Source organism: Bradyrhizobium sp. LLZ17, assembly GCF_041200145.1.
Lineage (GTDB): Bacteria > Pseudomonadota > Alphaproteobacteria > Rhizobiales > Xanthobacteraceae > Bradyrhizobium.
This window is the reverse complement of sequence record NZ_CP165734.1, coordinates 83,809-107,640: the sequence shown is the minus strand read 5'-3', so window position 1 is coordinate 107,640 and position 23,832 is coordinate 83,809. Positions and strand designations below refer to the sequence as shown.

At 64.0% G+C, this 23,832-nt stretch carries 22 protein-coding genes and 1 pseudogene; 15 read left to right on the top strand and 8 right to left on the bottom strand.

Going from position 1 to position 23,832, the window contains the following annotated elements:
* Positions 1–3: 3 nt before the first annotated feature.
* The 5 genes from AB8Z38_RS00490 to AB8Z38_RS00470 form a co-directional block, all read right to left on the bottom strand.
* Positions 4–720: an ABC transporter ATP-binding protein gene (locus AB8Z38_RS00490; RefSeq protein WP_369722572.1), complete on the bottom strand. Its 717-nt coding sequence runs from the start codon at positions 718–720 to the stop codon at positions 4–6.
* Positions 713–1,468 carry an ABC transporter ATP-binding protein gene (locus AB8Z38_RS00485; protein ID WP_369722570.1) on the bottom strand — a complete coding sequence of 252 codons (756 nt, stop codon included), beginning with the start codon at positions 1,466–1,468 and terminating at the stop codon, positions 713–715. The genes AB8Z38_RS00490 and AB8Z38_RS00485 overlap by 8 nt, the downstream gene beginning before the upstream one ends.
* A complete protein-coding gene (locus AB8Z38_RS00480) occupies positions 1,465–2,493 on the bottom strand; it encodes a branched-chain amino acid ABC transporter permease (RefSeq protein WP_369722569.1) in 1,029 nt (342 codons plus the stop codon). The genes AB8Z38_RS00485 and AB8Z38_RS00480 overlap by 4 nt, the downstream gene beginning before the upstream one ends.
* An 8-nt stretch (positions 2,494–2,501) precedes the next feature.
* Entirely contained in the window at positions 2,502–3,371 is an 870-nt protein-coding gene (locus tag AB8Z38_RS00475; RefSeq protein ID WP_369722568.1) for a branched-chain amino acid ABC transporter permease, read from the bottom strand.
* A 202-nt stretch (positions 3,372–3,573) separates the two neighbouring features.
* Positions 3,574–4,752 carry an ABC transporter substrate-binding protein gene (locus tag AB8Z38_RS00470; protein WP_369722567.1) on the bottom strand — a complete coding sequence of 393 codons (1,179 nt, stop codon included), beginning with the start codon at positions 4,750–4,752 and terminating at the stop codon, positions 3,574–3,576.
* A 544-nt stretch (positions 4,753–5,296) separates the two neighbouring features.
* Between AB8Z38_RS00470 and AB8Z38_RS00465 the strand changes: the two genes are divergently transcribed.
* Positions 5,297–5,590 carry a hypothetical protein gene (locus AB8Z38_RS00465; protein WP_369722565.1) on the top strand — a complete coding sequence of 98 codons (294 nt, stop codon included), beginning with the start codon at positions 5,297–5,299 and terminating at the stop codon, positions 5,588–5,590.
* Between the two features lie 117 nt (positions 5,591–5,707).
* On the opposite strand, the gene purU is transcribed toward AB8Z38_RS00465, so the two are convergent.
* Complete coding sequence (purU, locus tag AB8Z38_RS00460; RefSeq protein ID WP_369722564.1) at positions 5,708–6,571, bottom strand: formyltetrahydrofolate deformylase; 864 nt, start codon at positions 6,569–6,571, stop codon at positions 5,708–5,710.
* Between the two features lie 157 nt (positions 6,572–6,728).
* On the opposite strand from purU, the gene AB8Z38_RS00455 reads away from it, so the two are divergent.
* Complete coding sequence (locus AB8Z38_RS00455) at positions 6,729–7,568, top strand: uroporphyrinogen-III synthase (protein WP_369722563.1); 840 nt, start codon at positions 6,729–6,731, stop codon at positions 7,566–7,568.
* 140 nt (positions 7,569–7,708) lie between these two features.
* Here the strand turns inward: AB8Z38_RS00455 and AB8Z38_RS00450 are convergent, their stop codons facing one another.
* Entirely contained in the window at positions 7,709–8,383 is a 675-nt protein-coding gene (locus tag AB8Z38_RS00450) for a Crp/Fnr family transcriptional regulator (RefSeq protein ID WP_369722562.1), read from the bottom strand.
* 338 nt (positions 8,384–8,721) lie between these two features.
* Here AB8Z38_RS00450 and AB8Z38_RS00445 point away from each other — a divergent pair, with 338 nt between their 5' ends.
* The 6 genes and pseudogenes from AB8Z38_RS00445 (at position 8,722) to AB8Z38_RS00420 (ending at position 15,988) form a co-directional block, all read left to right on the top strand.
* Positions 8,722–9,543 carry an ABC transporter ATP-binding protein gene (locus tag AB8Z38_RS00445; protein WP_369722561.1) on the top strand — a complete coding sequence of 274 codons (822 nt, stop codon included), beginning with the start codon at positions 8,722–8,724 and terminating at the stop codon, positions 9,541–9,543.
* Positions 9,540–11,470 (top strand): annotated as a pseudogene (locus AB8Z38_RS00440) (long-chain fatty acid--CoA ligase). Before AB8Z38_RS00445 ends, AB8Z38_RS00440 begins: the two are co-directional and overlap by 4 nt.
* A gap of 223 nt (positions 11,471–11,693) precedes the next feature.
* Entirely contained in the window at positions 11,694–12,587 is an 894-nt protein-coding gene (locus tag AB8Z38_RS00435; RefSeq protein WP_369722560.1) for a branched-chain amino acid ABC transporter permease, read from the top strand.
* A gap of 3 nt (positions 12,588–12,590) precedes the next feature.
* Positions 12,591–13,664: a branched-chain amino acid ABC transporter permease gene (locus AB8Z38_RS00430; protein ID WP_369722559.1), complete on the top strand. Its 1,074-nt coding sequence runs from the start codon at positions 12,591–12,593 to the stop codon at positions 13,662–13,664.
* A 47-nt stretch (positions 13,665–13,711) separates the two neighbouring features.
* Positions 13,712–14,995, top strand: a complete 1,284-nt coding sequence (locus AB8Z38_RS00425; RefSeq protein ID WP_369722558.1) for an ABC transporter substrate-binding protein — start codon at positions 13,712–13,714, stop codon at positions 14,993–14,995.
* Positions 14,996–15,148: 153 nt separating this feature from the next.
* Positions 15,149–15,988, top strand: coding sequence for an ABC transporter ATP-binding protein (locus AB8Z38_RS00420; RefSeq protein ID WP_369722557.1), 840 nt, complete (start codon positions 15,149–15,151; stop codon positions 15,986–15,988).
* A gap of 60 nt (positions 15,989–16,048) precedes the next feature.
* Here AB8Z38_RS00420 and AB8Z38_RS00415 read toward each other — a convergent pair whose 3' ends face one another.
* Complete coding sequence (locus AB8Z38_RS00415) at positions 16,049–17,203, bottom strand: AGE family epimerase/isomerase (RefSeq protein ID WP_369722556.1); 1,155 nt, start codon at positions 17,201–17,203, stop codon at positions 16,049–16,051.
* An 86-nt stretch (positions 17,204–17,289) separates the two neighbouring features.
* Here AB8Z38_RS00415 and AB8Z38_RS00410 point away from each other — a divergent pair, with 86 nt between their 5' ends.
* The 7 genes from AB8Z38_RS00410 (at position 17,290) to AB8Z38_RS00380 (ending at position 23,815) form a co-directional block, all read left to right on the top strand.
* Positions 17,290–18,513: a phenylacetate--CoA ligase family protein gene (locus AB8Z38_RS00410; protein ID WP_369722554.1), complete on the top strand. Its 1,224-nt coding sequence runs from the start codon at positions 17,290–17,292 to the stop codon at positions 18,511–18,513.
* Between the two features lie 278 nt (positions 18,514–18,791).
* Positions 18,792–20,207 carry a site-specific DNA-methyltransferase gene (locus AB8Z38_RS00405; protein ID WP_369722553.1) on the top strand — a complete coding sequence of 472 codons (1,416 nt, stop codon included), beginning with the start codon at positions 18,792–18,794 and terminating at the stop codon, positions 20,205–20,207.
* On the top strand, positions 20,200–20,613 hold the full coding sequence (locus tag AB8Z38_RS00400) for a DUF5681 domain-containing protein (RefSeq protein ID WP_369722552.1): 414 nt from the start codon (positions 20,200–20,202) through the stop codon (positions 20,611–20,613). Before AB8Z38_RS00405 ends, AB8Z38_RS00400 begins: the two co-directional genes overlap by 8 nt.
* The gene (gene terL / locus AB8Z38_RS00395; protein ID WP_369722551.1) at positions 20,610–22,040 is read left to right on the top strand and encodes a phage terminase large subunit; all 1,431 of its coding nucleotides are present in this window, start codon (positions 20,610–20,612) and stop codon (positions 22,038–22,040) included. The genes AB8Z38_RS00400 and terL overlap by 4 nt, the downstream gene beginning before the upstream one ends.
* A 193-nt stretch (positions 22,041–22,233) precedes the next feature.
* Positions 22,234–22,455: a hypothetical protein gene (locus tag AB8Z38_RS00390; protein ID WP_369722550.1), complete on the top strand. Its 222-nt coding sequence runs from the start codon at positions 22,234–22,236 to the stop codon at positions 22,453–22,455.
* A 246-nt stretch (positions 22,456–22,701) separates the two neighbouring features.
* A complete protein-coding gene (locus AB8Z38_RS00385; protein ID WP_369726709.1) occupies positions 22,702–23,520 on the top strand; it encodes a YqaJ viral recombinase family protein in 819 nt (272 codons plus the stop codon).
* Between the two features lie 67 nt (positions 23,521–23,587).
* The gene (locus tag AB8Z38_RS00380) at positions 23,588–23,815 is read left to right on the top strand and encodes a hypothetical protein (RefSeq protein WP_369722549.1); all 228 of its coding nucleotides are present in this window, start codon (positions 23,588–23,590) and stop codon (positions 23,813–23,815) included.
* Positions 23,816–23,832 lie beyond the last annotated feature (17 nt).

Genomic DNA, 23,832 nt, shown 5'->3' with positions numbered 1-23,832 from the left:
GTTCTAGTGGGCCGCCGCCCCTGAGACGCCGAGGTGGCGCTCGAGGACCGACGGGTCGGCCTTCAGCGCGGCGCTCGGGGCGTCGTGGACGATCGTTCCGCGCTCCAATATCACAACACGGTCGGCCAGCCCCAGAATCTTTTGGGCATTCTGCTCGACGATGATGGAGCAGATGCCGCCGGCCCGGGTGATAGTGCCGATCGCCTTCAACAATTCCTCCACGATGATGGGCGCAAGGCCCTCAGTCGGCTCGTCCAGCAGCAGGACCTTCGGATTGAGGGTCAGCGCGCGTCCGATCGCCAGCATCTGCTGCTCGCCGCCCGAGAGCTGGTTGCCGAAGTTGCTGCGCCGCTCCTTCAGCCGCGGGAACATCTCGTAGACCCTCTCCACCGTCCAGGGCCCAGCTTGCGCCACCGCGGTCATGTTCTCCTCGACGGTGAGGGAGCGGAAGATGTTGCGCTCCTGCGGCACCCAGCCGATGCCAGCGCGCGCCCGCTGGTCGGGCCGCAGACTCGTGACGTCAGTGCCGGCGAGCACGACCGAGCCCGAGAAGCGGCGTGTGACGCCAACAATCGAGTTGATCAGCGTGGTCTTGCCGGTGCCGTTGCGCCCCAACAGCGCCAGCACCTGTCCCTCGGCGAGACGCAGGGACATGTTGGGCAGCACCACCGCCTCGCCATAGCCGGCGCGGAGCGCGTCGATCGCGAGCAGGTCAGACATTGACCGCCTCCTCGCCGAGATAGACGGCCTTGACCTGCGGATCGCGCGCGACCTGCTCGGGTGGGCCCTCCGTGAGCAGCGCGCCGGAGACCAGCACCGAGATGCGATCGGCGAACGAGAACACGAGGTCCATGTCGTGCTCGATCAGCAGCACGGTGACGTCACGCGGCAGGCTGCCTACGACGGCGAGAATATCGTGGCGCTCGCTCTCGGGCACGCCGGCGGCGGGCTCGTCCAGCAGCAGCACGCGCGGCTTGGCCGCGATCGCGACCGCGATCTCGAGCAGGCGCTGCTTGCCGTAAGGCAGCGTCACCGTCTGCTCGTTCATGACGTCGAGCAGATGGAAACGCGTGAGGAGATCGGCGATCTCGCCGTTGACGTCGCCGCGCGTGCCCATCCGCCGCCACCAGTCGCCGCCATGGCCGAGACGTTCGGAAACCGCGAGACCGATGGTCTCGAGCGGGGTCAGGTCGGGATAGAGCTGGTTGATCTGGAAGGTGCGCGACAGGCCGCGCAGCACGCGCTTGTGCACGGGAAGGTCAGTGATGTCCTGGCCTTCGAGCAGGATGCGCCCACTATTCGGCTTGAGCACGCCGGTGAGCTGGTTGATGACGGTGGTCTTGCCGGCGCCGTTCGGGCCGATGAGCGCATGACGTGCGCCCTGCTCGATCTTCAGCGACAGGTCGCGGGTGACGCGCAGCCCACCGAACTGCTTTTCGAGATTCTGGGTTTCGAGCGCGATGGTCATGCGTCGCTCTCCGGCACGGCGACGACGGCCCTGCGGCCAGCGACCTGCCTGATGACCAGGTTGGGTAGGTACAGCGCCCAGCGGTGCAGGCGCTGGCGGCCGACCAGCACGATCACGACCAGCACGAGGCCGATCCAGAACTGCCAATATTGCGGCGTGATCGTGGAGAACAATTCCTGCAGCATGCGGAACAACACCGCGCCGATCAGCCCGCCATAGAGATAGCCGGTGCCGCCGATGACGAGCACGAGCATCAAGTCCGCGGAGCGCTCGAAGGCAAACACGTCGAGCGACGCGATTGCCGTAGTCTGAGTGAACAGCGCTCCGGCGATGCCGGCGTAAAAGGCCGCCAGGGTGTAGATCGCGATCAGGCGGCGGTTGACGGGAATGCCGATCGCGGCGGCGCGCAGCGGATTGTTCTTGATCGCGCGCAACGACAGGCCGAACGGCGAGTGCACGATGCGGCGGGCGAGCAGGAACAGGACAAACAGCACGGCGAGCGAATAGAAGAAGCCGGCCTTGCCGAACATGTCGAACGGAATTTGGCCGAAGATCGGCTGCATCTCGATGCCTTGCAGGCCGTCGGTGCCGCCGGTGATACCCGAGAAGCGCTCGGCGAGCGCCTCCAGCAGCAGTGCGATGCCGAGCGTCACCATCAGCCGCGTCAGGTCGACGCCGCGGATCACCAGAAAGCTCGTGGCGAAACCGAGCACCATCGCGGCCAGCCCGGCGACGATCAGCGCCAGCACGGGCTCGTTGACGATGCCGTGCAAGGCGAGAAGGCCCGCGGCATACGCCCCGACGCCGAAGAACGCGGCATGGCCGAGCGAGACGATGCCGGCATAACCGAGGATGAGATCGAGCGACATCGCAAACAGCGCCAGCCGCAGGATGTCGGTCATGATCAGGTAGCGCGTGGGAAATGCGAAACCGCAGGCCAGCACGATGAGCCAGAAGGCGGCCTCGCCATAGTGCCAGCGTGCCTGGCGCTGGGCGTGAGAACCGACATCGGAAGCAGCGCTCATCGGCGAACTCAACGCGCGGCCGTGCGGCCGAAAAGGCCGTTCGGGCGCCAGATCAGGATCACGATCATCATGGTGTAGATCACGAAGGGGCCCATTTTCGGCACGTAATATTTGCCGGCGACGTCGCCGATGCCGAGCAGCAGTGAGGCGAGGAACGGTCCGGTGATCGAGGACGAGCCGCCGACCGTGACCACGATCAGGAAGTAGATCATGAACTTCAGCGGGAAGTACGGATCCAGCCCGAGGATCTCGGCGCTGAGCGCACCGCCGAGACCGGCGAGCCCACATCCAAACGCGAATGTGAAGGCGAACACCTGCGGCACGTTGATGCCGAGGCCGCTAGCGGCACGGGGATCATCGACCGCGGCGCGCAGGCGACTGCCGAAACGGGTCTTGGCCAGCACCATCTGGAGCGCGATGGTGAGGAGGCCGCAGATCACGATGATCATCAGCCGATAGCGGCCGATACCGACGCCGAACAGGTCGAACTGGCCCTGAAGCGCGGCCGGCAGATTGATGAAGACCCGCGACGATCCCTGGATGTAGTCGACGGCTGCGACGGACATGAAGGTCAAGCCGATCGTGAACAGAACCTGGTCGAGATGGCTGCGCGCATAGAGATGACGGTAGAGCAGCCGTTCGAGCACGATGCCGATCAGTGCTGCCGAGACGAAGGCGAGCGGCAGCGCGGCGAAAAACGGCCAGCCCATCCGGTTGACCAAGACCATGCAGACATAGCCGCCGGCCATGGCGAAGGCGCCATGGGCGAGATTGACGAAGTTCATCAGCCCGAGCGTCACCGCGAGCCCGCAGGCCAGCACGAACAGCAGCATGCCGTACGCAACGCCATCGAACAGGTTGGTGAGGATTGATGTCATCGAGGATCGAAAATCATCTCAGGTGTGGCCAGGGATCATGCTGCGCTCCCTCCCCCGCTTGCGGGGGAGGGCTGGGGAGAGGGTGCCTCAACAACGAAGACTCCCCCAGAGGAGAGAGCCCTCACCCGGCGCTTTGCGCCGACCTCTCCCGCAAGCGGGAGAGGTGAGCAGAGACGGCTCCCGGGATGACGCACGTTCGGCGTCATTTCTTGGTCTTGCCGAGATCCTTGACGGCCTCGAAGGTCTGGAACTCGACGTTGTAGAGTTCGCCGTCGACCTTCTCGACCTTGCGGATGTAGACGTTCTGGATGATGTCGCGCGTCTCCGGATCGATCGAGATCGGGCCGCGCGGGCTCTCCCACTTCTGGCCCTTCATGGCTTCGACCAGCTTGGTGCCGTCGGTGTCGCCATTGGTCTTCTTGAGCGCCTCGTAGATCAGGTGGATGCCGTCATAGCCGCTCACCGCCATGAAGCCGGGACGCGTGCCGAACGCCTTCTTGTAGGCGGCGACGAAGTCCTTGTTCATCTGCGAGGGATGCGCCGCCGAGTAGATGTGCGCGGTCACGGTGCCGAGCACGGCGTCGCCCATGTTGTTGAGGAGATCGTCGTCGGTGACGTCGCCCGGTCCGATCACCTTGATGCCGGCCTTGTCGAGACCGCGCTCGGCGTATTGCTTCATGAAATTACCGCCCTGGCCGGCCGGCACGAACACGAAGATCGCATCGGGCTTGGCATCCTTCATGCGCTGGAGGAACGGCGCGAAGTCCGGATTGGCGAGCGGCGTCTTGACCTCTTCGACCACCTCGCCGCCGCCAGCGGTGAAATGCTCCTTGAAGAAGTTGAGCGCGTCATTGCCTGGCGCGTAGTCCGAGGTCAGCGTCGCGACCTTTTTGATGCCGTTCTTCACCGCCCAGTCGCCGATGATGGTCGAGGACTGCGCCAGCGTGAAGCTGGTGCGCACGATATAGGGCGAGCGCTCGGTGATGATGGAGGTGCCGGCAGCCATCACGACTTCCGGAATCTTGGCCTGGGTTGCGAGCGGAGCAGCCGCGAGCGCGGCCGGCGTGACGCCGAAACCGGCGATGAAATTGACTTTGTCGTTGACGATCAGTTCCTGCGCGGCGGTCTTGGTCTTGTCCGGAATCGCCGCGTCGTCCTTGAGGATGATCTCGACCTTCTTGCCCGCGACAGTGTCGCCCTTCTGCTGCATATAGAGCTTGATCGCGTTCTCGATCTGCTTGCCGGTCGAGGCCTGGCCGCCGGTCATCGGCAGGATCAGACCGACCTTGACGGTATCCTCAGCCCCGGCGGGCGCGGCGGCCGCGAGGCCCGCGACAACCGCAACGGCTGCGATCATTGAAAGCGGCTTGCGTTCGAACATCAGACGTCCCTCCCCTTCATTCCTGTCCTCTTGTGTGCCGGACCGAGTGCCCGATCCTTGACCCCACTCTAGCTCACGCGCGAGTGATGTCGCGCGCCACATGGCGTCCTTGGTGCCGTCCTTGTCAATCGGACGTTTGGCGACCATTCGGCGCAAGCCGAGCGTCCCGATTTCCAACGGCAAGAAGCCATGTCGCGGTTGTGTCGAGGTGACCCGCGCCCTCGTCCTCGACCCTCGCCATTTCATTTGTACGATTGTACAAATGAAATGGACCTGTCAACGAAAAAGCCCTCGCCGATCAAGCCATCTTGTCGCGAGGCTTTGCCGAAAAGTCGGTGCCGCAGTCTAGAAGCGCGATGGGCGGCGGGGATGGAGGATTCCGTCTTTCTTTTGCAGAATTTGGACATCGCAAAAGCCGCATTGACCATAGCTCGGTAACATATTACCTACCTCGAATAAGTCTATTTTACCTTGTTGAAAGCTACTGTCCCGGCACCAGCCTGACCTCTGGCGTCTAACCAGACCGAACCCGCGTGCCGACATAATGCCGAAGTCCCTCCGTTCCCTCCGTTCCCTCCTGATCCTCCCCGCGCTCGCCGTGGGGCTGTCCGGCTGCGGCACCGTCAACGAAAAACTCTCGGCCGGCATGGGCGACTACGTCCCGCAATGGGCCGGCGGCTTGCCGGCGGACGCTCCGCCGAGACCAGGCACACCGCAATACGACGCCTACATGAGAGAGCGCGAGCGCAAGCGGCTGCTGCCGGCCGCCGATCGCGAGAAGGAAGAGCAGGTGCAGAAGGGCTCGACGGGCTCCACGTCAGGCGACGCGGTGCACTGAGCCACACGCCGTCATTCCAGAGCGCCTCGAAGAGGCGAACCCGGAATCTCGAGATTCTCAGGTGCGCAATTGCGCACCATAGCTCGATGCTGACGCATCGCGCCGGAATGACGGTGGCTAATCCATGAACACCACGGTCTTGCGGCCATTGGGAATGACGCGGTCGTCGAGATGGTAGCGGATCGCGCGGGCGAGCACGCGGCGCTCGATGTCGCGGCCCTTGCGCACGAGATCTTCCGGCGTGTCGCGATGGCTGATGCGCTCAACGTCCTGGTCGATGATCGGGCCCTCGTCGAGGTCGCGGGTGACGTAATGGGCGGTGGCGCCGATCAGCTTGACCCCGCGCTCGTGGGCCTGGTGATAGGGTTTTGCGCCTTTGAAACCCGGCAGGAACGAGTGGTGGATGTTGATGCAGCGGCCGGACAATTTTGCCGACAGGTCGTCGGACAGGATTTGCATATAGCGGGCGAGCACCACGAGATCGGTGCCGGTCTCGGCGACCAGATCCACGATCCGCCCCTCCTGCTCGCGCTTGGTCTCCCTGGTCACCGGCAGATAGTGGAACGGGATGCCACCGAAATCGAGCCCGGCATAGACCTCGCGCGGATGGTTGGAGACGATCGCAGCCAAGGTCATGGGCAATTCGCCGGTGCGCCAGCGATAGAGAATATCGACCAGGCAGTGGTCGGACTTCGACACCAGCAGCATCACCTTGCGATGCGCGGCGCGGTCGCGCATCTGCCATTCCATGCCGAAACGCTCGGCGATCGCGGCAAAGCCGGTCTGAAGCGCTGCAAGCTCCACCGCGAGATCGGCAGCCGTGAACACCACGCGCATGAAGAACTTCTTGGTCTCGACGTCATCGAACTGCTGGGCGTCGAGAATGTTCTGTCCATTGTGGGCGAGAAACGTCGAGACCGCCGAGACGATGCCGGGGCGATCCGGACAGGACAGGGTCAGGACATACTGATGATCAGGCATGGCTGTTGAAAAATAGCTCTTGATGAAGGTTTGGGCAAAGACCGCGGAACACCCGCGATTTGCGCCCCTGCTCTAGCACCGACGCGACCCTTGCGCCAATCCCGGCGACCGAGTCAGGATGAACGGACGATTGCGATCGACTGACCGGAGCACACCAATGGCCGACCGCTTGAACGGCTACCGCATCCTGATCCTGGAAACGCGTGAGGAGGCGCAGTTTTCGAAACTTCTAGCCGAACGGGGCGCCGAGGTCGTGCAGTGCCCGATGTTCGCCATCCATGACGCGCCGGACCCCGCCCCTGTCGAAGCCTGGATTCGCCGCGCCATCGACAAGCCCTTTGACGATCTCGTGCTGATGACCGGCGAAGGCCTGCGGCGGATCATGAAGCTCGCGCGCGCACGCGGCCTCGACCAGCCGCTTGTCGCAGCTCTCGCCAGATCGCGAAAATTCACCCGCGGGCCGAAACCCGGCAAGGCGCTGCGCGAGATCTCCCTCGAGGCGCAGCAGACCACCGAAAAGCCGACGACCGAGGGCGTGATCGAGATGCTGGGGAAACTCGACCTCAGAGGTAGGCGCCTCGGGTTGCAGCTCTATCCGGACAAGGACCACAGCGCACTGACCGGCGCGCTCTCGGCGCAAGGCGCCGTGGTCGATGCCGTGCTGCCTTACGTCTACGATTCCAGGGCGGCCGATGCCAACATCGTCACAGCCATCAACAGCATGGCGGAGGGTCGGATCGATTCCATCGCGCTGACCAATCTCGGCCAGGTCCGCCGCCTGATCGAAGCCGCGAAGGCGGATGGCAGCGAAGCGAAATTGCGCGCAGGGTTCGAGCGCACGCTGATCGCATCGGTAGGGCCGGCGGTGTCGGGCGAGCTCGCAGCGCATGGATTGCGTACGGATATCTCGCCGGCGGACGAAGCCTATTTCATGCGCCCGCTGATCTCGGCAATGGCGGCGGCGCTGGCGGGGCGGAAGCCGAGAGCGGCGAAGTAAACAGGCCGCCTCCCCGCAGGAGAGGGAGATGCTTCAACAATCGCCGTCATTGCGAGCGCAGCGAAGCAATCCAGACTGTCACTGCGGAAAGACTCTGGATTGCTTCGCTGCGCTCGCAATGACGGCGGAGAAAGCAATCGCTAATCCCCGTACCCGCGAAGCTTCTCGACGTGGAGAATGGTGACCCCGCCATACTCGAGCCGCAGCAGGCCCTCCTTCTCCAGCCGGTTCAGCGCGCGGTTGGCGTTCTGCCTGGACATGCCGGACAGCGCGCCGATCTCCTCCTGGGTGATCTCCAGATGCGCAGTCGATTCCGGATAGAGGATCGGGTTGAACAGCGAGGCGATGCTGCGGGCAAGCCGCGCGGTGGCATCGAGCGTGCGGTTGACCTCGAGCATGCCGATGAACTGGCCGAGCCGCTCGTTGAGCTGGCGCACCAGGAAGCGGTTGAAGCCGACGCTGTTCTCGAACAGCCACATGAAGGCAGATCGCTCCATGAGGGCGACGCGGCTGTCGCGTAGCGCGACCACGTCGTAGCGGCGCGGCTCGTTCTTGAGCACGCTGCCCTCGCCGAACCAGGCACCTGCCGTTAATCCTGCGAGACTGGTCTCCTTGCCGTCGCGCGAGACCCCGCCCATGCGGGCAAGTCCGCGCACCATGCCGGCCCAATAGTCGAACGTGTCGCCGCGCATGAACACCGTCTCGCCGGTGCCGTAGGACCGCTCGTTGATCCCGGCGCGGGCCACCTCGATCTCCGCTTGGGTGAGCTCGCGCGACCACGCGGCAACCCGCTTCAGTTGGTCCTCTGAAATCATGATCCTGCAGCCAGCCGCACCGTTTCGTCGCTCCGTCGTTCTATTGCAGTGCAGCACAATCGCTTCGGCCGCCATCGGACGAAAGATCAAGGCCGCTGCCGCCCGAAAAAACTTTGTCGCAGAATTGTCAGGCCGGAGACATTTCAAAATAGCGCTTTCCCCTATTGAGAGCCACGTTGGGCGATGCGGCTTTCGATCCGAAACGGGAACGAGAGCCGCGCGGTCCGGTCGAGACCATCTGCTGCATGGCCTCACCGGCACGGCCGTACTAGGATCGACCGACGGGAACGGACGAAGAGCGCCACTGAACGCGCCATCACCGGGGAGGAATTTGTTTGGTGGCTAGCAGTCTTGAAGTGCGCGGCGTGTCCTTGCGGTTCGGCGGCGTCCGCGCGCTGACCGATGTCGGCTTCGCCATCAAGGACGGCGAGTTGTTCTCGATCATCGGGCCCAACGGAGCCGGCAAGACCTCGATCGTGAACTGTATTTCCGGCCGCTACAAGCCGACCGAGGGCCAGCTGTTCTACCAGGGCCGCGACATCACCGGCCTGACGCCGAACGCCCGCGCCTCGCTCGGCATCGGCCGCACGTTCCAGAATCTGGCGCTGTTCCACCACATGAGCGTGCTCGACAACATCATGGTCGGCCGCCATCACCTCCTGAACAACAATTTTCTCACGGGTTCGCTGTACTGGCTCACCGGCGCACGCAAGGAAGAGCTCGCGCACCGCCGCAAGGTCGAGGAGATCATCGACTTCCTCGACCTCCAGTCGGTGCGCAAAGCGCAAGCCGGCACTCTCTCCTATGGCCTGCGCAAGCGCGTCGAGCTCGCGCGCGCCATGGCGCTGGAACCACGCTTGATTCTCCTCGACGAGCCGATGGCCGGTATGAACTTCGAGGAGAAGGAGGACATGGCCCGCTACATCGTCGATCTCAACGAGGAGTTCGGGATGACGGTGGTGATGATCGAGCACGACATGGGCGTGGTGATGGACATCTCCCACCGCGTCATGGTGCTGGATTTCGGCCGCAAGATCGCCGAGGGCGATCCGGCCGCGGTGCTCGCCGATCCTCACGTCAGGCGCGCTTATCTCGGCGAAGAGGACGAGGTGCTGGTCGATCCCGACGATACGCCGGCCGCGCAGGAGAGCGCGGCATGATGGACTATGCGGGCCGCGTCGCGCAGGCCGACACCTATCCCAAGATGCTCCGGCTGAATGCGAAGGAGCACGGCAACGAGATCGCGCTGCGCGAGAAGGATCTTGGGCTGTGGCGCCCCTTCACCTGGAACGACTACCAGGCGCGGGTGCGCGACTTCGCACTCGGCCTCGTCGAACTGGGCCTCGGGCGCGAAAATGTCATCGGCATCATCGGCGACAACCGGCCGGACTGGGTCGCGGCGGAAATCGCCACCCACGCGATCGGCGGATTGAGCCTCGGGCTCTATCGCGATGTGCTGGACGAAGAAGCCGCCTATCTCCTCAACTACGGCGAAGCGCAGCTCGTCTTTGCCGAGGACGAGGAGCAAGTCGACAAGCTGCTTATGCTTGCCGACCGCGTGCCAAGATTGAAGCACATCATCTATTCCGATCCGCGCGGCATGCGGAAATATGAGGATCCGCGGCTGATGTCGGCGGACACGTTTGCCGAGCTCGGCCGGGCGCGCGCTGTACGGGAACCCAAGCTTTACGACCGGCTGGTGGACGCGACCAGGGGCGAGGACGTTGCGATCCTCTGCACCACGTCGGGTACCACCTCGCATCCGAAGCTCGCGATGCTCGCCGCCGGCCGCGTGCTCCGCCATTGCGCGACCTATCTCGCCTTCGACCCGAAGGGACCGGACGACGAATATGTCTCCGTGCTGCCGCTGCCCTGGATCATGGAGCAGGTCTATGTGCTCGGCAAAGGCCTGTTGTGCCGGATGAAGATCAACTTCGTCGAAGAGCCCGACACGATGATGAACGATCTGCGCGAGATCGCGCCGACATTCGTGCTGTTTGCGCCACGCGTCTGGAATCGATCGCGGCCGACGTCCGCGCCAAGGTGATGGACGCGACGCCGTTCAAGCAACGCCTGTTCGACGTGGGCATGAAAACGGGCCTCGCCGCTCTCGGCCACGGCAAGCGCTCCGGCTTTGCCGATGCAATCCTGTTCCGTGCGCTGCGCGACCGCCTCGGCTTCACCCGCCTGCGCTCGGCCGCAACGGGCGGCGCGGCGCTCGGGCCCGATACCATCAAATTCTTCCAGGCGATGGGCGTGCCGCTGCGCACGCTCTACGGCCAGACGGAACTGCTCGGCGCCTACACCCTGCATCCCGAGGGCAAGGTCGACCCTGATACCACTGGCGTGCCGATGGCTGACAACATCGAGATCCGCATCGACAATGCCGACGTCCATGGCGTCGGCGAGATCGTGGTGCGGCATCCCAATATGTTCCTGGGCTACTACAAGAGCCCGGAAGCAAGCGCCGCCGACATCAGGGACGGCTGGATGCTGTCGGGCGACGCGGGATACTTCAACGCGAACCGCCAGCTCGTCGTCATCGACCGCATCAAGGACCTCGCCGAAACCTCGCGCGGCGAGCGCTTCTCGCCGCAGTTCATCGAGAACAAGCTGAAATTTTCGCCCTATATCGCGGAAGCGGTGGTGCTCGGCGCCGGCCGTGACGCGCTCGCGGCGATGATCTGCATCCGCTATTCCATCATCTCGAAATGGGCGGAGAAGAACCGGCTCTCCTTCACGACCTACAGCGACCTCGCCTCACGGCCGGAGGTTTACGCCCTGCTCCGCAACGAGGTCGAAACCGTCAATGCCACCCTGCCGCCGGCGCAGCGCATTTCGCGCTTCCTGCTACTCTACAAGGAGCTTGACGCCGACGACGGCGAGCTCACCCGCACCCGAAAAGTACGCCGCAGCGTCATCAACGAGAAATACGAAGGCATCATCAACGCGATCTACCGCGGCGACTCCGATATCCCCGTCGACACGACGATCCGGTTTCAGGACGGCACTACCCAGCGCGTGCGTACGACATTACGGGTGGTCGACCTCGGCGGACACGGGCATCTGGCGGAGGCTGCGGAGTGAGCGCTTCCCTGGCAATCAGCGCGGTGCGAGCTAATGCGCCCTCTCCCCTTGTGGGAGAGGGCATCTCCGCCATCAGCCACAACCTCACTCGGGTGAGGGGTGCTCTCCCCGCACCGACACTGCCGAGAGAACCCCTCCCCCGGCTTCGCTCCGCGAAGCCACCCTCTCCCACAGGGGGAGAGGGTGCACCGTCATCGTCTTGGCATTTTGCGCGGACAGCGACATGAACACCGCCTTCCTCATCCAGCTCCTGGTCAACGGCCTCGTGGTCGGCACGCTCTATGGCGTGGTCGCGATGTCGTTTGTGCTGATCTACAAGGCCACGCAGGTTGTCAACTTCGCGCAGGGCGAGCTGTTGCTGGTCGGCGCCTGGGTGTGCTGGACGTTGCTGGCGAAATACCAGGTGCCGTTCTGGGTCGGCATGCCCTTGACGCTGGTGTTCATGTTCGTGTTCGGCATCGCGATCCAGGTGCTGATCCTGCGGCCGATGATCGGCGAACCCATCATCTCCGTGATCATGGTGACGATCGGTCTCTCGACCGTGCTCCAGGCCACGCTGAAATGGATGTTCGGCGTCAATCCGCAGCCGTTCCCGCGTGTGTTCGAGAGCCAGTCGGTGAGCCTGTTCGGCCTCCAGATCCAGACCGTCTATGTCATGAGCCTCGTGGTCTCGATCGCCATGATGATCGGCATGGCCTGGTTCTTCCGCGCCTCGAAATACGGCCTTGCGATGCGCGCCACCGCATTCAACCAGCAGGTGGCGCAATCGCTCGGCATCTCCGTGAAGAGCGTCTTTGCGATGGCCTGGGCGATCTCGGCGACGGTGTCGGCGGTGGCCGGCGTCGTGGTCGCCGTGGTGAACGGGGTGTCGTCGGGCCTTGCGAGTTATGGCATCAAGGTGTTTCCGGCGGCGATCCTCGGCGGGCTCGATTCCGTCGGCGGCGCCGTGCTCGGCGGCATCATCATCGGACTGCTCGAGAACATCGCCCAATATGTCGACAGCGAATATCTGCACTGGGGCAATCTCTATGAGATCGCGCCGTTCTACGTCCTCATCATCGTGCTGATGATCAAGCCGTATGGCCTGTTCGGCACCCACGACATCGAGCGGATCTGATCCATGGCCGGCCCTGCCCTCATCCCTGCTGGTGATTTCCGCACATCGTATGCCGCGGACACCACGATCTTCCCCACCACGACCAGCCGCAACTTCGCGATCGTCGGCGTGCTTCTGCTTTGCCTCGTACCGCAAATCCTTGGCGGCTACTGGCTCAGCATCCTGATCCAGATCGGCATCTTCTCGATCGCGGCGCTTGGGCTGAACATCCTGGTCGGATTCACCGGCCAGATATCGATCGGGCACGCCGCCTTCTTCCTGCTCGGCGCCTTCACCTCGGCCTACATCTCCAACAACGCGCCGATCCCGGTGTTCTTCGCGATCCCGCTCGCCGGCGCCGTCACCGCGCTGGTCGGCCTCGTCTTCGGCATCCCGGCAGCACGATTGAAGGGGCTCTACCTCGTGATCGCGACGCTCGCCGCGCAATACATCCTGCTCGACTTCTTCTCCCGCGCGGAGTGGTTCACCGGCGGCTCGGTGCCGGCGAGCGCCAACCCGTTCTCGATCTTCGGTTACGCGCTGCGCGGCGACAGGCAATATTTCTATGTCGTGCTGGCCTATGTGATCGCGAGCTACGTCCTTGTCACCAATCTGATGCGCACCCGCGACGGCCGCGCACTGGTGGCAATTCGCGACCACTATCTCTCCGCCGAGATCATGGGCATCAATCTCACCAAATACCGCACGCTGTCGTTTGGCCTCGCCGCCTTCTTCGCCGGCATCGCGGGCGCGCTCTACGCGCATTACCAGCTCGTGGTCTCGCAGGAAGGCTTCGGCATCGAGCGTTCGATCCTGTTCCTCGCCATGATCATCATCGGGGGCACCGGCTCGATCATGGGCACGCTGATGGGCACCGCCTTCGTGGTGCTGCTGCCGGAAGCGATGGAGTTCATCAGCCTCTCACTGAAGGGTGGCGCGATCGACAAGGCGCTCTCGCTCAACAACAACATCACCTTCCTGCGCGAGATCGCGATCGGGGTGATCATCATCGCGTTTTTGATGTTCGAGCCTGACGGCCTCGCGCATCGCTGGCGGCAGATCAAGGCCTACTGGAAACTCTACCCGTTCTCGCATTGAGCGCGGGCAAACTCGCCAACCAACAAACAAACAGGAGGAGGCAACCCATGAAGACAAAATCTCTTTTGAGCACCGCATCGCTTGTGCTGGCGATCGCCGCGTTCTCGGCGAGCGCGCAGGCGCAGATCGCGATCGGGCATCTCGCCGATTACTCCGGCGGCACCTCCGACGTCGGCACGCCCTATGGCCAGGCCGTCGCCGACACCTTTGCGTGGGTCAACAAGAATGGCGGCATCGGCGGCAAGCAGCTCAGCGTCGATACCAACGATTACGGCTACCAGGTGCCGAAGGCGATCGCGCTGTACAAGAAATGGTCGGCGCCGGACTCCAAGGTCGCGGCGATCATGGGCTGGGGCACGGCGGACACCGAGGCGCTGACCGGCTTCCTTGCCCAGGACAAGATCCCCGACATGTCCGGCTCCTACGCCGCGGCGCTGACCGATCCCGAAGGCGTCAGCGGCAAGGCCAAGCCCGCGCCCTACAATTTCTTCTACGGCCCGAGCTATTCGGATTCGCTGCGCGCCATGTTGATTTGGGCGGCCGAGGACTGGAAGGCGAAAGGCAAGCCCGGCAAGCCGAAATTCGTGCATATGGGCGCCAACCATCCCTATCCGAACGCGCCGAAGGCCGCCGGCGAAGCCATGGCGCAGGAGCTTGGCTTCGAAGTGCTGCCGCCGCTGGTGTTCGCGCTGGCGCCGGGTGACTACAGCGCGCAGTGCCTGAGCCTGAAGTCATCAGGCGCCAACTACGCTTATCTCGGCAACACCGCGGCCTCCAACATCTCGGTGATGAAGGCCTGCAAGACCGCCGGTGTGGACATCCAGTTCCTCGGGAATGTCTGGGGCATGGACGAGAACGCCGCCAAGACCGCGGGCGATGCCGCCAACGGCGTGATCTTCCCCTTGCGCACCGCGGTGAGCTGGGGCGGCGATGCGCCGGGCATGAAGACGGTGATGGAAATCTCGAAGATGTCCGATCCCACCGGCAAGGTCTATCGCCCCGTGCATTACGTCGCCGCGGTCTGCTCGGCGATGTACATGAAGGAGGCGCTCGATTGGGCCGCCAAGAACGGCGGCGCCAGCGGCGACAACGTCGTGAAGGGATTCTACCAGAAGAAGGATTGGGTGCCGGCCGGCCTGGAAGGCGTCTGCAACCCGTCGACCTGGACCGACAAGGACCACCGCGGCACGCTGAAAGTCGATCTCTACCGCACCAAGATATCAGGCGCGACCGACGGCGACCTCAATGATCTCATGGCCAAGGGCGCGATCAAGCTCGAGAAGGTCAAGACCGTCGAGCTGCCGCGCAAGCCGGACTTGCTGGGGTGGTGAGCACGTAACCAGCTCGTCTTCCGGGGCGATGCGCGGCATCGAACTATGGTGCGCAATTGCGCACCTGAGAACCTCGAGATTCCGGGTTCGGTCCTGCGGACCGCCCCGGAATGACTGGAGGAAGCTGCGACGACATCGAGAGAGTATCTGACCATGAGTGAAACGGCCCACATCGAGCGCTCCTCGCCCAGCATCGTGCCCGCGCCGCCGCTGCTCGGCGTGCGCAACATCGAGGTCGTCTATGACGACGTCATCCTGGTGCTGCGCGGCCTCAGCCTCGACGTGCCCAAGGGCGCGATCGTGGCGCTGTTGGGTGCCAACGGCGCCGGCAAGTCGACGACGCTGAAGGCGATCTCGGGGCTGCTCAAGACGGAGGATGGCGAGGTCACGCGTGGCGAAATCCTGTTCGAAGGCGAGCGGATCAACGGCATCGACCCCGACAAGATCGTCCGCCGCGGCATCTTCCAGGTGATGGAGGGCCGGCGCATCGTCGCGGACATGACATCGCTGGAGAACCTCAAGCTCGGCGCCTTTACGCGCCGAGACGGCGAGGTCGATGCCGATCTCGATATGGTCTTCAACTATTTTCCGCGCCTGAAGGAGCGCACCGGCCTTGCCGGCTATCTCTCCGGCGGCGAGCAGCAGATGCTCGCGATCGGCCGCGCGCTGATGGCGCGCCCGAAGATGATTTTGATGGACGAGCCGTCGATGGGCCTGTCGCCGTTGCTGGTGAAAGAGGTGTTCTCGATCATCCAGAAGATCAACCGCGACCTCGGCGTCACCATCCTGCTGGTCGAGCAGAACGCGCGCGCAGCACTGTCGGTCGCGAGTCACGGCTACATCATGGAGCAGGGCAAGGTCGTGCTCGACGGCACCGCCGACGAACTCCGGGACAACGAGGACGTCAAGGAGTTCTATCTCGGCGGCGCCGGCGACCAACGCAAGAGCTTCAAGAACCTCAAGAGCTTCAAGCGCCGCAAGCGCTGGCTATAGCGTTTTCAAGCGAAGTGGGAACCCGTTCGCGTGAAGAAAACGCGTCGAAACAAAAGAGCTCTAACCTTCCAACACCTGCTCCGCTTCCGCGACTGCGCAGAGAACATGATAGAACGACGACGCAGGAATGGTGTCGATCAGCGATTTGCCGTCGCGATCGAACTGATCGTACCAGCCGCCCCGCACGGGATGGCTGAGATAATGCCGTTCCAGCCGCACCAGCGCCGCGCGCGCTTCCTCCGCCGCGCCCGCCTCGCCGGATTCAGCCTGCGCAATCCACGCCTTCGCGATCTCGGTCTGCGGCCACAGCCGGCGCGTACTACGGCGGATGTTGCCGGTGTCGTCGCCCTCGTCGACCAGGCAGCCGGTAGCCGTGTCGCGGTAGCGCAGCGCGGTTGCCAGCAGTTCGCTGCGCCGCTGTCCGGTCGGGCAGCCCGTGATGCGTTCAAACCCCTTCAGCAGCCAGACCCATTCCGCCTGATGGCCGGCCTCGACGCTAACAGGCTCGATCTTCGACCAGTCCTCCTCGAAATATTCGCCGAGCGCGCGCGTCTGCTTGTCGTAGAGATTGGCGAGGAACAGCGCGAAGAACTCGCCGGCCCGGTTCTGGAACGACAGATCGTGGGTCGCGTCGAAACACGCGATCATCGCCTCGAACAGGTGCATGTGCGGGTTCTGCCGGCGCGGCAGCGAGACCGGCAGACCTTCGTGGACACCGCCATGCGGCGAACGCAGATGGCCGTCGAGAAAGGCGAGCAGCGCGTCGATCTCGGCGCGAATCTGGGCGTCCTTGTCGAGCGAATAAACCGTTGCGAGCGCAAACAGGATGAAGGCGTGGTCATAGGCGTCCCGCCGCGAATCCAGCACCGCGCCCTCCGGCGTCAGCCGGTGCACATAGCCGGGTTGGCCGTCGGGAGCCTTTGCCTTGGCGAGCAGGTGCTCGAGCCCCTTCAGCGCGATGGCGCGGCCCTCCGGGTACCAGCCCATCTGCGCGGCCTTGGCGTAGCAATAGATCTGCCGGGCCTGCACGAACACGCGGCGCGGCGCGGCCGGATCCGCCGTGCCGTCGCGGTGCAGCCGGTCGATGAACCCTCCCGAGGCGGCGTCCCAGCCGACGGTCGACCACAGCGGCAGCGCCTCGCCGATCATGCGGCGCTTCAGGCGCGCGACCACGTCAGCCGTTTCGTCCGCCGCAACCATTCGTTCCTCCGCCATCACGTCCTCTTCAATCCCCGACAATGGCCGTCTGATACCGATGCCAGCGGCGGCGTGCAACGGATGCCAACCCGGGAAGATCAGCCATGACCGCCCATTACGACGCTCTCGAGACGCGCGAGCACGCCGCGCGCGAGGCCGAGCTGTTCTCCCGCCTGCCGGACGTGCTGCGCAGCGCGATGGCCGCGCCCGCTTATGCCGAGCGGCTCAGCGGCGTCGATCCGGCCGCCGTGACCTCCAGGGCGACGCTGGCGGGTCTGCCGGTGCTGCGCAAGTCGGAACTGCCGGCCCTGCACAGGGCGTCCCCACCCTTCGGCGGCTTCGTGGCGGCGACGCCGCGGTCGTTCGCCCGCCTGTTCACCTCGCCCGGCCCGATTTTCGAGCCGGAAGGACGGCAGCCCGATCCGTGGCGCGGCGCGCGGGCGCTGTTCGCGGCCGGTTTCCGGGAGGGCGACGTCGTGCTCAACACCTTCAGCTATCATCTCACCCCCGGCGGCTTCATCTTCGATTCCTCGGCGCGCGCGCTCGGCTGCGCCGTGATCCCGGCCGGGCCCGGCAATACCGAGCAGCAGTTCGAGCTGATCGAGGCCTACCGGCCGGTCGGCTATAGCGGCACGCCGGACTTCTTGAAGATATTGCTCGATGCCGCCGCAAGTACGGGCCGCGACGTCTCCTCGATCAAACGCGCGCTGGTCTCGGGTGCCGCCTTCCCGCCCTCGCTCCAGGCCGAGATCAAGGCGCGCGGCATCGACGCGTACCAGGCCTTCGGCACCGCCGATCTCGGCCTCGTCGCCTTCGAGACTGCGGCGCGCGACGGCATGGTCGTGAACGAGGATTTGATCATGGAGATCGTCAAGCCCGGCACCGGCGATCCCGTCGTTGCCGGCGACGTCGGCGAGATCGTGGTGACCTCGCTCGATCCACATCATCCCTGGATCCGGCTTGCGCTCGGCGACCTCACCGCGGCGCTGCCGGGCCCGAGCCGTTGCGGGCGCACCAACATGCGCATCAAGGGCTGGATGGGCCGCGCCGACCAGACCACCAAGGTGAAAGGCATGTTCGTCCGTCCCGAGCAGGTCGCCGAGATCGGCAAGCGCCATCCCGCGCTCGGGAGATTGCGCCTGGTCGTCACGCGCCAGGCCGAGACCGATGCGATGACATTGAAGGCCGAAACAAATGCATCGAGCGACGTGTTGCGCGAGGAGATCGCCGCCAGCTTGCGCGCGGTGACGAAGCTCGGCGGCAATGTCGAGCTGGTCGGCCCCGGCGCCCTGCCGAACGACGGCAAGATCATTGCGGATGAACGGTAAATCCCTGCGAACAGGGAATTGTGCAGGGAAATGCGCGACTGCCGCAGCTCGCCGGCGCGGTCCCAAACTGGGCAAGACCTTGGAATCGCGAAGCGATCCCGACGGTTGCACCTGCGCTGCGCCAAATCGGAACAGGGAAATCTTCGCGCGCGAACAGGTAATTTGCAACGCAAGCAGCCGGACAAACAAGGAAATGCGCGGGCAACGGATCGGCTGCGGCTCCCGCCCATCGCGCTCCCACAATCGTCCTGTGGATAACCGCTGATGCAAGGTCGGCGTTGGCGCGCTGGGCTGAATCGTTAACCCTCGCCGAATTTAATTGGCAGCGTGACTCGCTTAGCTCTTGCCAAGGCGAACCGATGCAGCATCGCGATGTACGAACCAATGGCTATCCGCTGCGCCATGACCTCACCCCCGTTCGTGTGCGGATTGACGAGCTCAAGCCGCTGGGCCAGCAAACGCGCCGACACGCCAAGGGCCAGATTGGGAAGCTCGCGGCCAGCCTGCAGGAGTTCGGATTCGTTCTTCCGATTGTCGTCGATGCCAAGCGCCGGGTGGTATCCGGCTGGGCGCTGGTCGCAGCCGCCCGGCAGCTCGGGCTCGATGAGGTGCCGGTCGTCACCCTGCACGATCTCAACGAGGTGCAGCTCCGGATGCTGCGACTAGCGCTCAACCGCTTGAGCGAGGACGCCACCTGGGACATGCCGGGGTTGCGCGTCGAGTTGACCGAGCTGCTTGCCCTCGAGCCAAAAGTCGAGCTGCAACTGACCGGATTTTCGATCGGACAAATCGACCTTTTGTTGTCGGACGCAGACGATCTGGAGGACGCGCTGCCGCCACGCGATCGTGGCCCCGCGGTCAGCAAGCCCGGCGACCTCTGGCTTTTGGATCAGCATCGTCTCATCTGCGCCGATGCGCGCCAGGCGGAGAGCTATGCTCGGCTGATGCAGGGCGAGCACGCCCGCATGATGTTCGCCGATCCGCCCTACAACGTCGCGATCGATGGAAATGCGTCTGGGAAGGGCAGGACCAAGCACCCTGACTTCGCGATGGCCTCGGGAGAAATGTCCTTGGCCGAGTTCGAGGCGTTCCTGGCCGCATTCTGTGCGTTGGCCTGCGAGCACGCGGTCGATGGCTCACTGCACTTCATTTGCATGGATTGGCGCGGCATGGGCCAACTGCTCAACGCAACCCGCCCTATCTACGATCAACAGCTCAATTTGTGCGTTTGGAACAAGCCGCGCGCCGGCTTGGGCAGCTTCTACCGCTCCAAGCATGAGCTCGTCTTCGTTTTCAAGAAGGGCCGTGCGCCCCACCTCAACAACGTCGAGCTCGGCCGCAACGGTCGGAACAGATGCAACGTGTGGGACCACCAAAACAGCTGGACCGGTTCGCCGAAATCCAAGCTTGCGCTGCATCCGACCGTCAAACCGGTCGCGCTCATTGCCGATGCGATCCGCGATTGCACCAACGAGCACGACATCGTGCTCGACCCGTTCGGCGGCGCCGGCACGACTCTGATCGCCGCAGAGCGGACCCGGCGCCGGGCCCGGCTGCTCGAACTCGACCCGGGCTATGTCGATGTCACGATCCGGCGCTGGCAACATCTGACCGGCAAGGTGGCGGTGCACGCCGAATCCGGCGAGCCGTTCGCGTCAACTGGCACCGCGACCCTGGAGCAAACGCATGGCTAAAAAATCGCCTAAGAACGCCGGCTATGGCAGACCGCCGCTTCACAGCCGTTTCAAGCCGGGGCAATCCGGAAACCCCCGCGGCCGTCCGAAGGGCCACTCGAATTTTGCTACCGACCTGAAAAACACCCTTCGGATCATGGTCACTCTGAATCAGGGTGGCAAGCCACGACGTGTCACAACGCAACGGGCGGCATTGCTTTGTCTCATGGAGAAAGCACTGGGTAAAGACGTCAGAGCGCTGGACAAATTGCTCGCCTTGGCCGCGACAGCAAACGGTAGCGCGGCGGAGGAGACCCCGGAGAGCTTGTCGGCCGACGATCAGGCCATCCTCGATGCCTATGAGCGGGACATCCTGGCGCGCGCTGCGGCTCCGCTCCAGCGCGACGACGAGGACGACGACACATGATGCCGCGCCTGGCGGCGCTGCTCCGAACCGATTTGCGTTATTTCATCCAAAGGGTGTTCGCCACCGTCTTTCCGGGCACCGAGTATCTTCATGGCTGGCACATCGACGCCATCGTCTTCCAGCTCATGCGCGTCCACGCCGGCGATTGCCGTCGGCTTCTCGTCAACCAGCCGCCGCGGTCGCTGAAATCGCTCTCCGTTTCGGTCGCGTTCGTGGCTTGGCTGCTCGGTCACGATCCCGCCCGCCGCATCATCGTCGTCAGCTACGCCAGCGAGCTGTCCGCCGAGCTGCATCGCCAGTTCAGAATGCTGGTCGAATCGGCCTGGTACCAGGAGCTGTTTCCGGCCATGTGCGCAGCCAAGGATACCGGCACCGAACTCGTGACCACGGCGGGCGGCAGCCGATATGCAACCTCCGTCGGCGGGACCCTGACCGGGCGGGGTGCGGACCTCATCATCATCGATGATCCGCTCAAGGCGGAGGAGGCGATGTCGGAGCCCGCGCGCCAGCGCGTCATCGACTGGTATGGCAGCACCCTGGTGTCGCGATTGAACCATAAGGAAACCGGCCGCATCGTCGCGGTGATGCAGCGCCTGCATGAAGATGATCTCGCCGGTCATCTGTTGCAAACCGGCGGCTGGCATCACCTTGATCTGCCGGCCATCGCCGTCGAAGATAGCATCATCGCCATCGGCAAGGATCGCGTCTTTCACCGCCGCGCCGGCGACCTTTTGCACCCGCAGCGCGAGAGCAAGCCGGTGCTGGAGCTGATCAAGGCCGAAATCGGCAGCCTGCAATTCTCGGCACAATACCAGCAACGGCCGGTGCCGCTCGAAGGCAATCTCATCAAGCGGGACTGGTTTCGGCGGTACGATCAGCTGCCACCCGCTCGCAGCGGCGACCGTGTCGTGCAGAGCTGGGATACCGCCGTGATGACCGGAAGCGGAAATGACTTTTCGGTTTGCACCACCTGGCGATTGATAGGCAGAGACTATTATCTCATCGATGTCTACCGCGTGCGACAGCAATATCCCGACCTGCGCCGCGCCGCGGCGGCGCTGGCCGCAAGACATCAGGTAGAAGCGGTTTTGATCGAGGACGCGGGTCCTGGCATGGCGATGCTGCAAGACCTGCAACACGATCTGCTGGATGGAATGCCGCGTCCGACCGGCATCAAGCCGCAGGGCAGCAAAATCGATCGAATGGCGGCGCCATCCTCCCGGATCGAGGCTGGACAAGTGCACCTGCCGTCCGATGCTCCTTGGCTCGATGACTATTTGTTGGAGCTTCTGGCCTTTCCCTACGGAAGGCACGATGACCAGGTCGATAGCACCTCGCAATTCCTCAACTGGGCGGCCACGCGTGCAATGGTCAACGATTCCGATATGGGTTGTAGTTCCGTCAGCAAAGACCCGTTCGGATGCTAGACCCGCTCCACGGGGCCGAGAGCCAAACCGCCCTCGCCCTGACATGGCGGACCGAGCGCATCGGAGCCACTCCGAACCAACGCAGCAGGCCGCCGGTCAAAAAACAACAATCTTGCTGGAGAAAGCACTGGCATTGCTGCGCCAACGGAGCGTTACTGACCAAGTCTGAGCCGCCTTTGTCCCGGAGACAACGATGGAGCCGCCCTTCGAATTTGCCCATCTCGATCCCGCCTGTGATCCGCCGGAGCGCTACCAAGCGGCGGCGGAGCTGCTGGCCGATGTCTGGGGCCGCGTGCGCGCGTTTCGCGCCGATTGCAACGACGATCCGTTTCTCACGGCTCTGACCGGTCACCTTGAAGCTCAACTGGTCGCTGCGGGCCTCGTGCTCAGCGTGCAGCTCGATCTCGTCTGGTGAAGCTAGCTAGTTTGGCGTTGCCAGATCAAGGCGGCAGCGCGCCGGTTCAAAGCCGCTAACGATGCCGTGCACCGGGCCAAAAGAGCAAGAACCTTGCTGCAGAAAGCACTGGCATTCCGCGGCAAAAGGAGCGTTACTGAGTCGGACCGGGCGCGCCAAGGCCCCGGTATCTCCCCTCCCAATCGCGGGGCTTTTGCTGGTGCGGCGTCAGGCCGCGTCACACCTGAGGAGATACTGGTGGCCACCATTCCAACCGAGGGCGCCGAGGCGCCCTGTTCCATCATCACATTCAACCCGAGTGACCGGCGCGCCTTCATCGGCGGCTCCGATGCCCGCATCATCATGGGCCATGATCAGGACGATCTCACGCGTCTGTGGCGCGAAAAGCGCGGCGAGATCGCGCCGCAAGATTTTGCACAAAACCTGATCGTGCAGCTCGGCTCCGTGACCGAAGACCTCAACCGGACCTGGTACCAGCGCGCGTCGGGTGCCACCGTTACGGATATTCAGAAACGGGTCCGGCATCCGGTCCACCGCTGGATGGCGGCCACGCTCGACGGCATCGTCGCCGAAACCGGCGCGGTGTTCGAGGCCAAGTTCATGCTGCCCTGGGCCTTCAGCGAGGAGGCCGCGGCCGACAAGCATATGGCGCAGCTGCAGCACAACATGTGGGTGATCGCCGCCCGTTCGGCGGTGCTGTCGATCATCACCGGTGGCGGCAAGTGGGTGGAGATCAAGGTCCATGCCGACCCGCTGTTGCTCACCGCGGAGAAGAAGTTCTGGCGCTGCGTGCAGAGCGGCGAGGCACCGCAGCTGTTTGGCATCGAGCCGCCGCGGCCGCGGCTGGCGGCGATCCGGGTCGTGGACATGAGTGGCTCAAACGCCTGGGCGGAATTTGCCGTGCTCTATCGCAAAACCCGCAGCGCGGCGCTCGAGCACGAGCGGGCGAAGACGGAGCTCAAGGCGCTGGTGCCGGAAGACGCCAAGGAGGCGAGGGGCCACGGCTTGCGTGCTAAGCGCTCCAAGGCGGGTGCGATCAGTTTCGACGTAATCGACGCCGCATAAGGCCGAGCTCAGCCGGGTCGCGCAGCTTTGGTCCGGCTCCATCTCCGATGCTTCGCAGGATATGCCGATGCCGTCGCCTTTTGACTTCGTCCATCTCGATCCGTCCTTGGATCCCCCGGAGCCGTACCGAGCCGTCTTCGAGCTGTTCAGCGAACTGTGGGCCAAACTGCGCGGGCTTGAGCCAAGCTGCGCGCAGGACCCCGTCCTTCTCGTCCTGATCCGTCACCTGGAGCACCAGTTGGTCGCCGCCGGGCTCGTCCTGACGATGCAGCTGGACGTCCTCAACCATCGCTAACTTTGAGCAGCGGACAG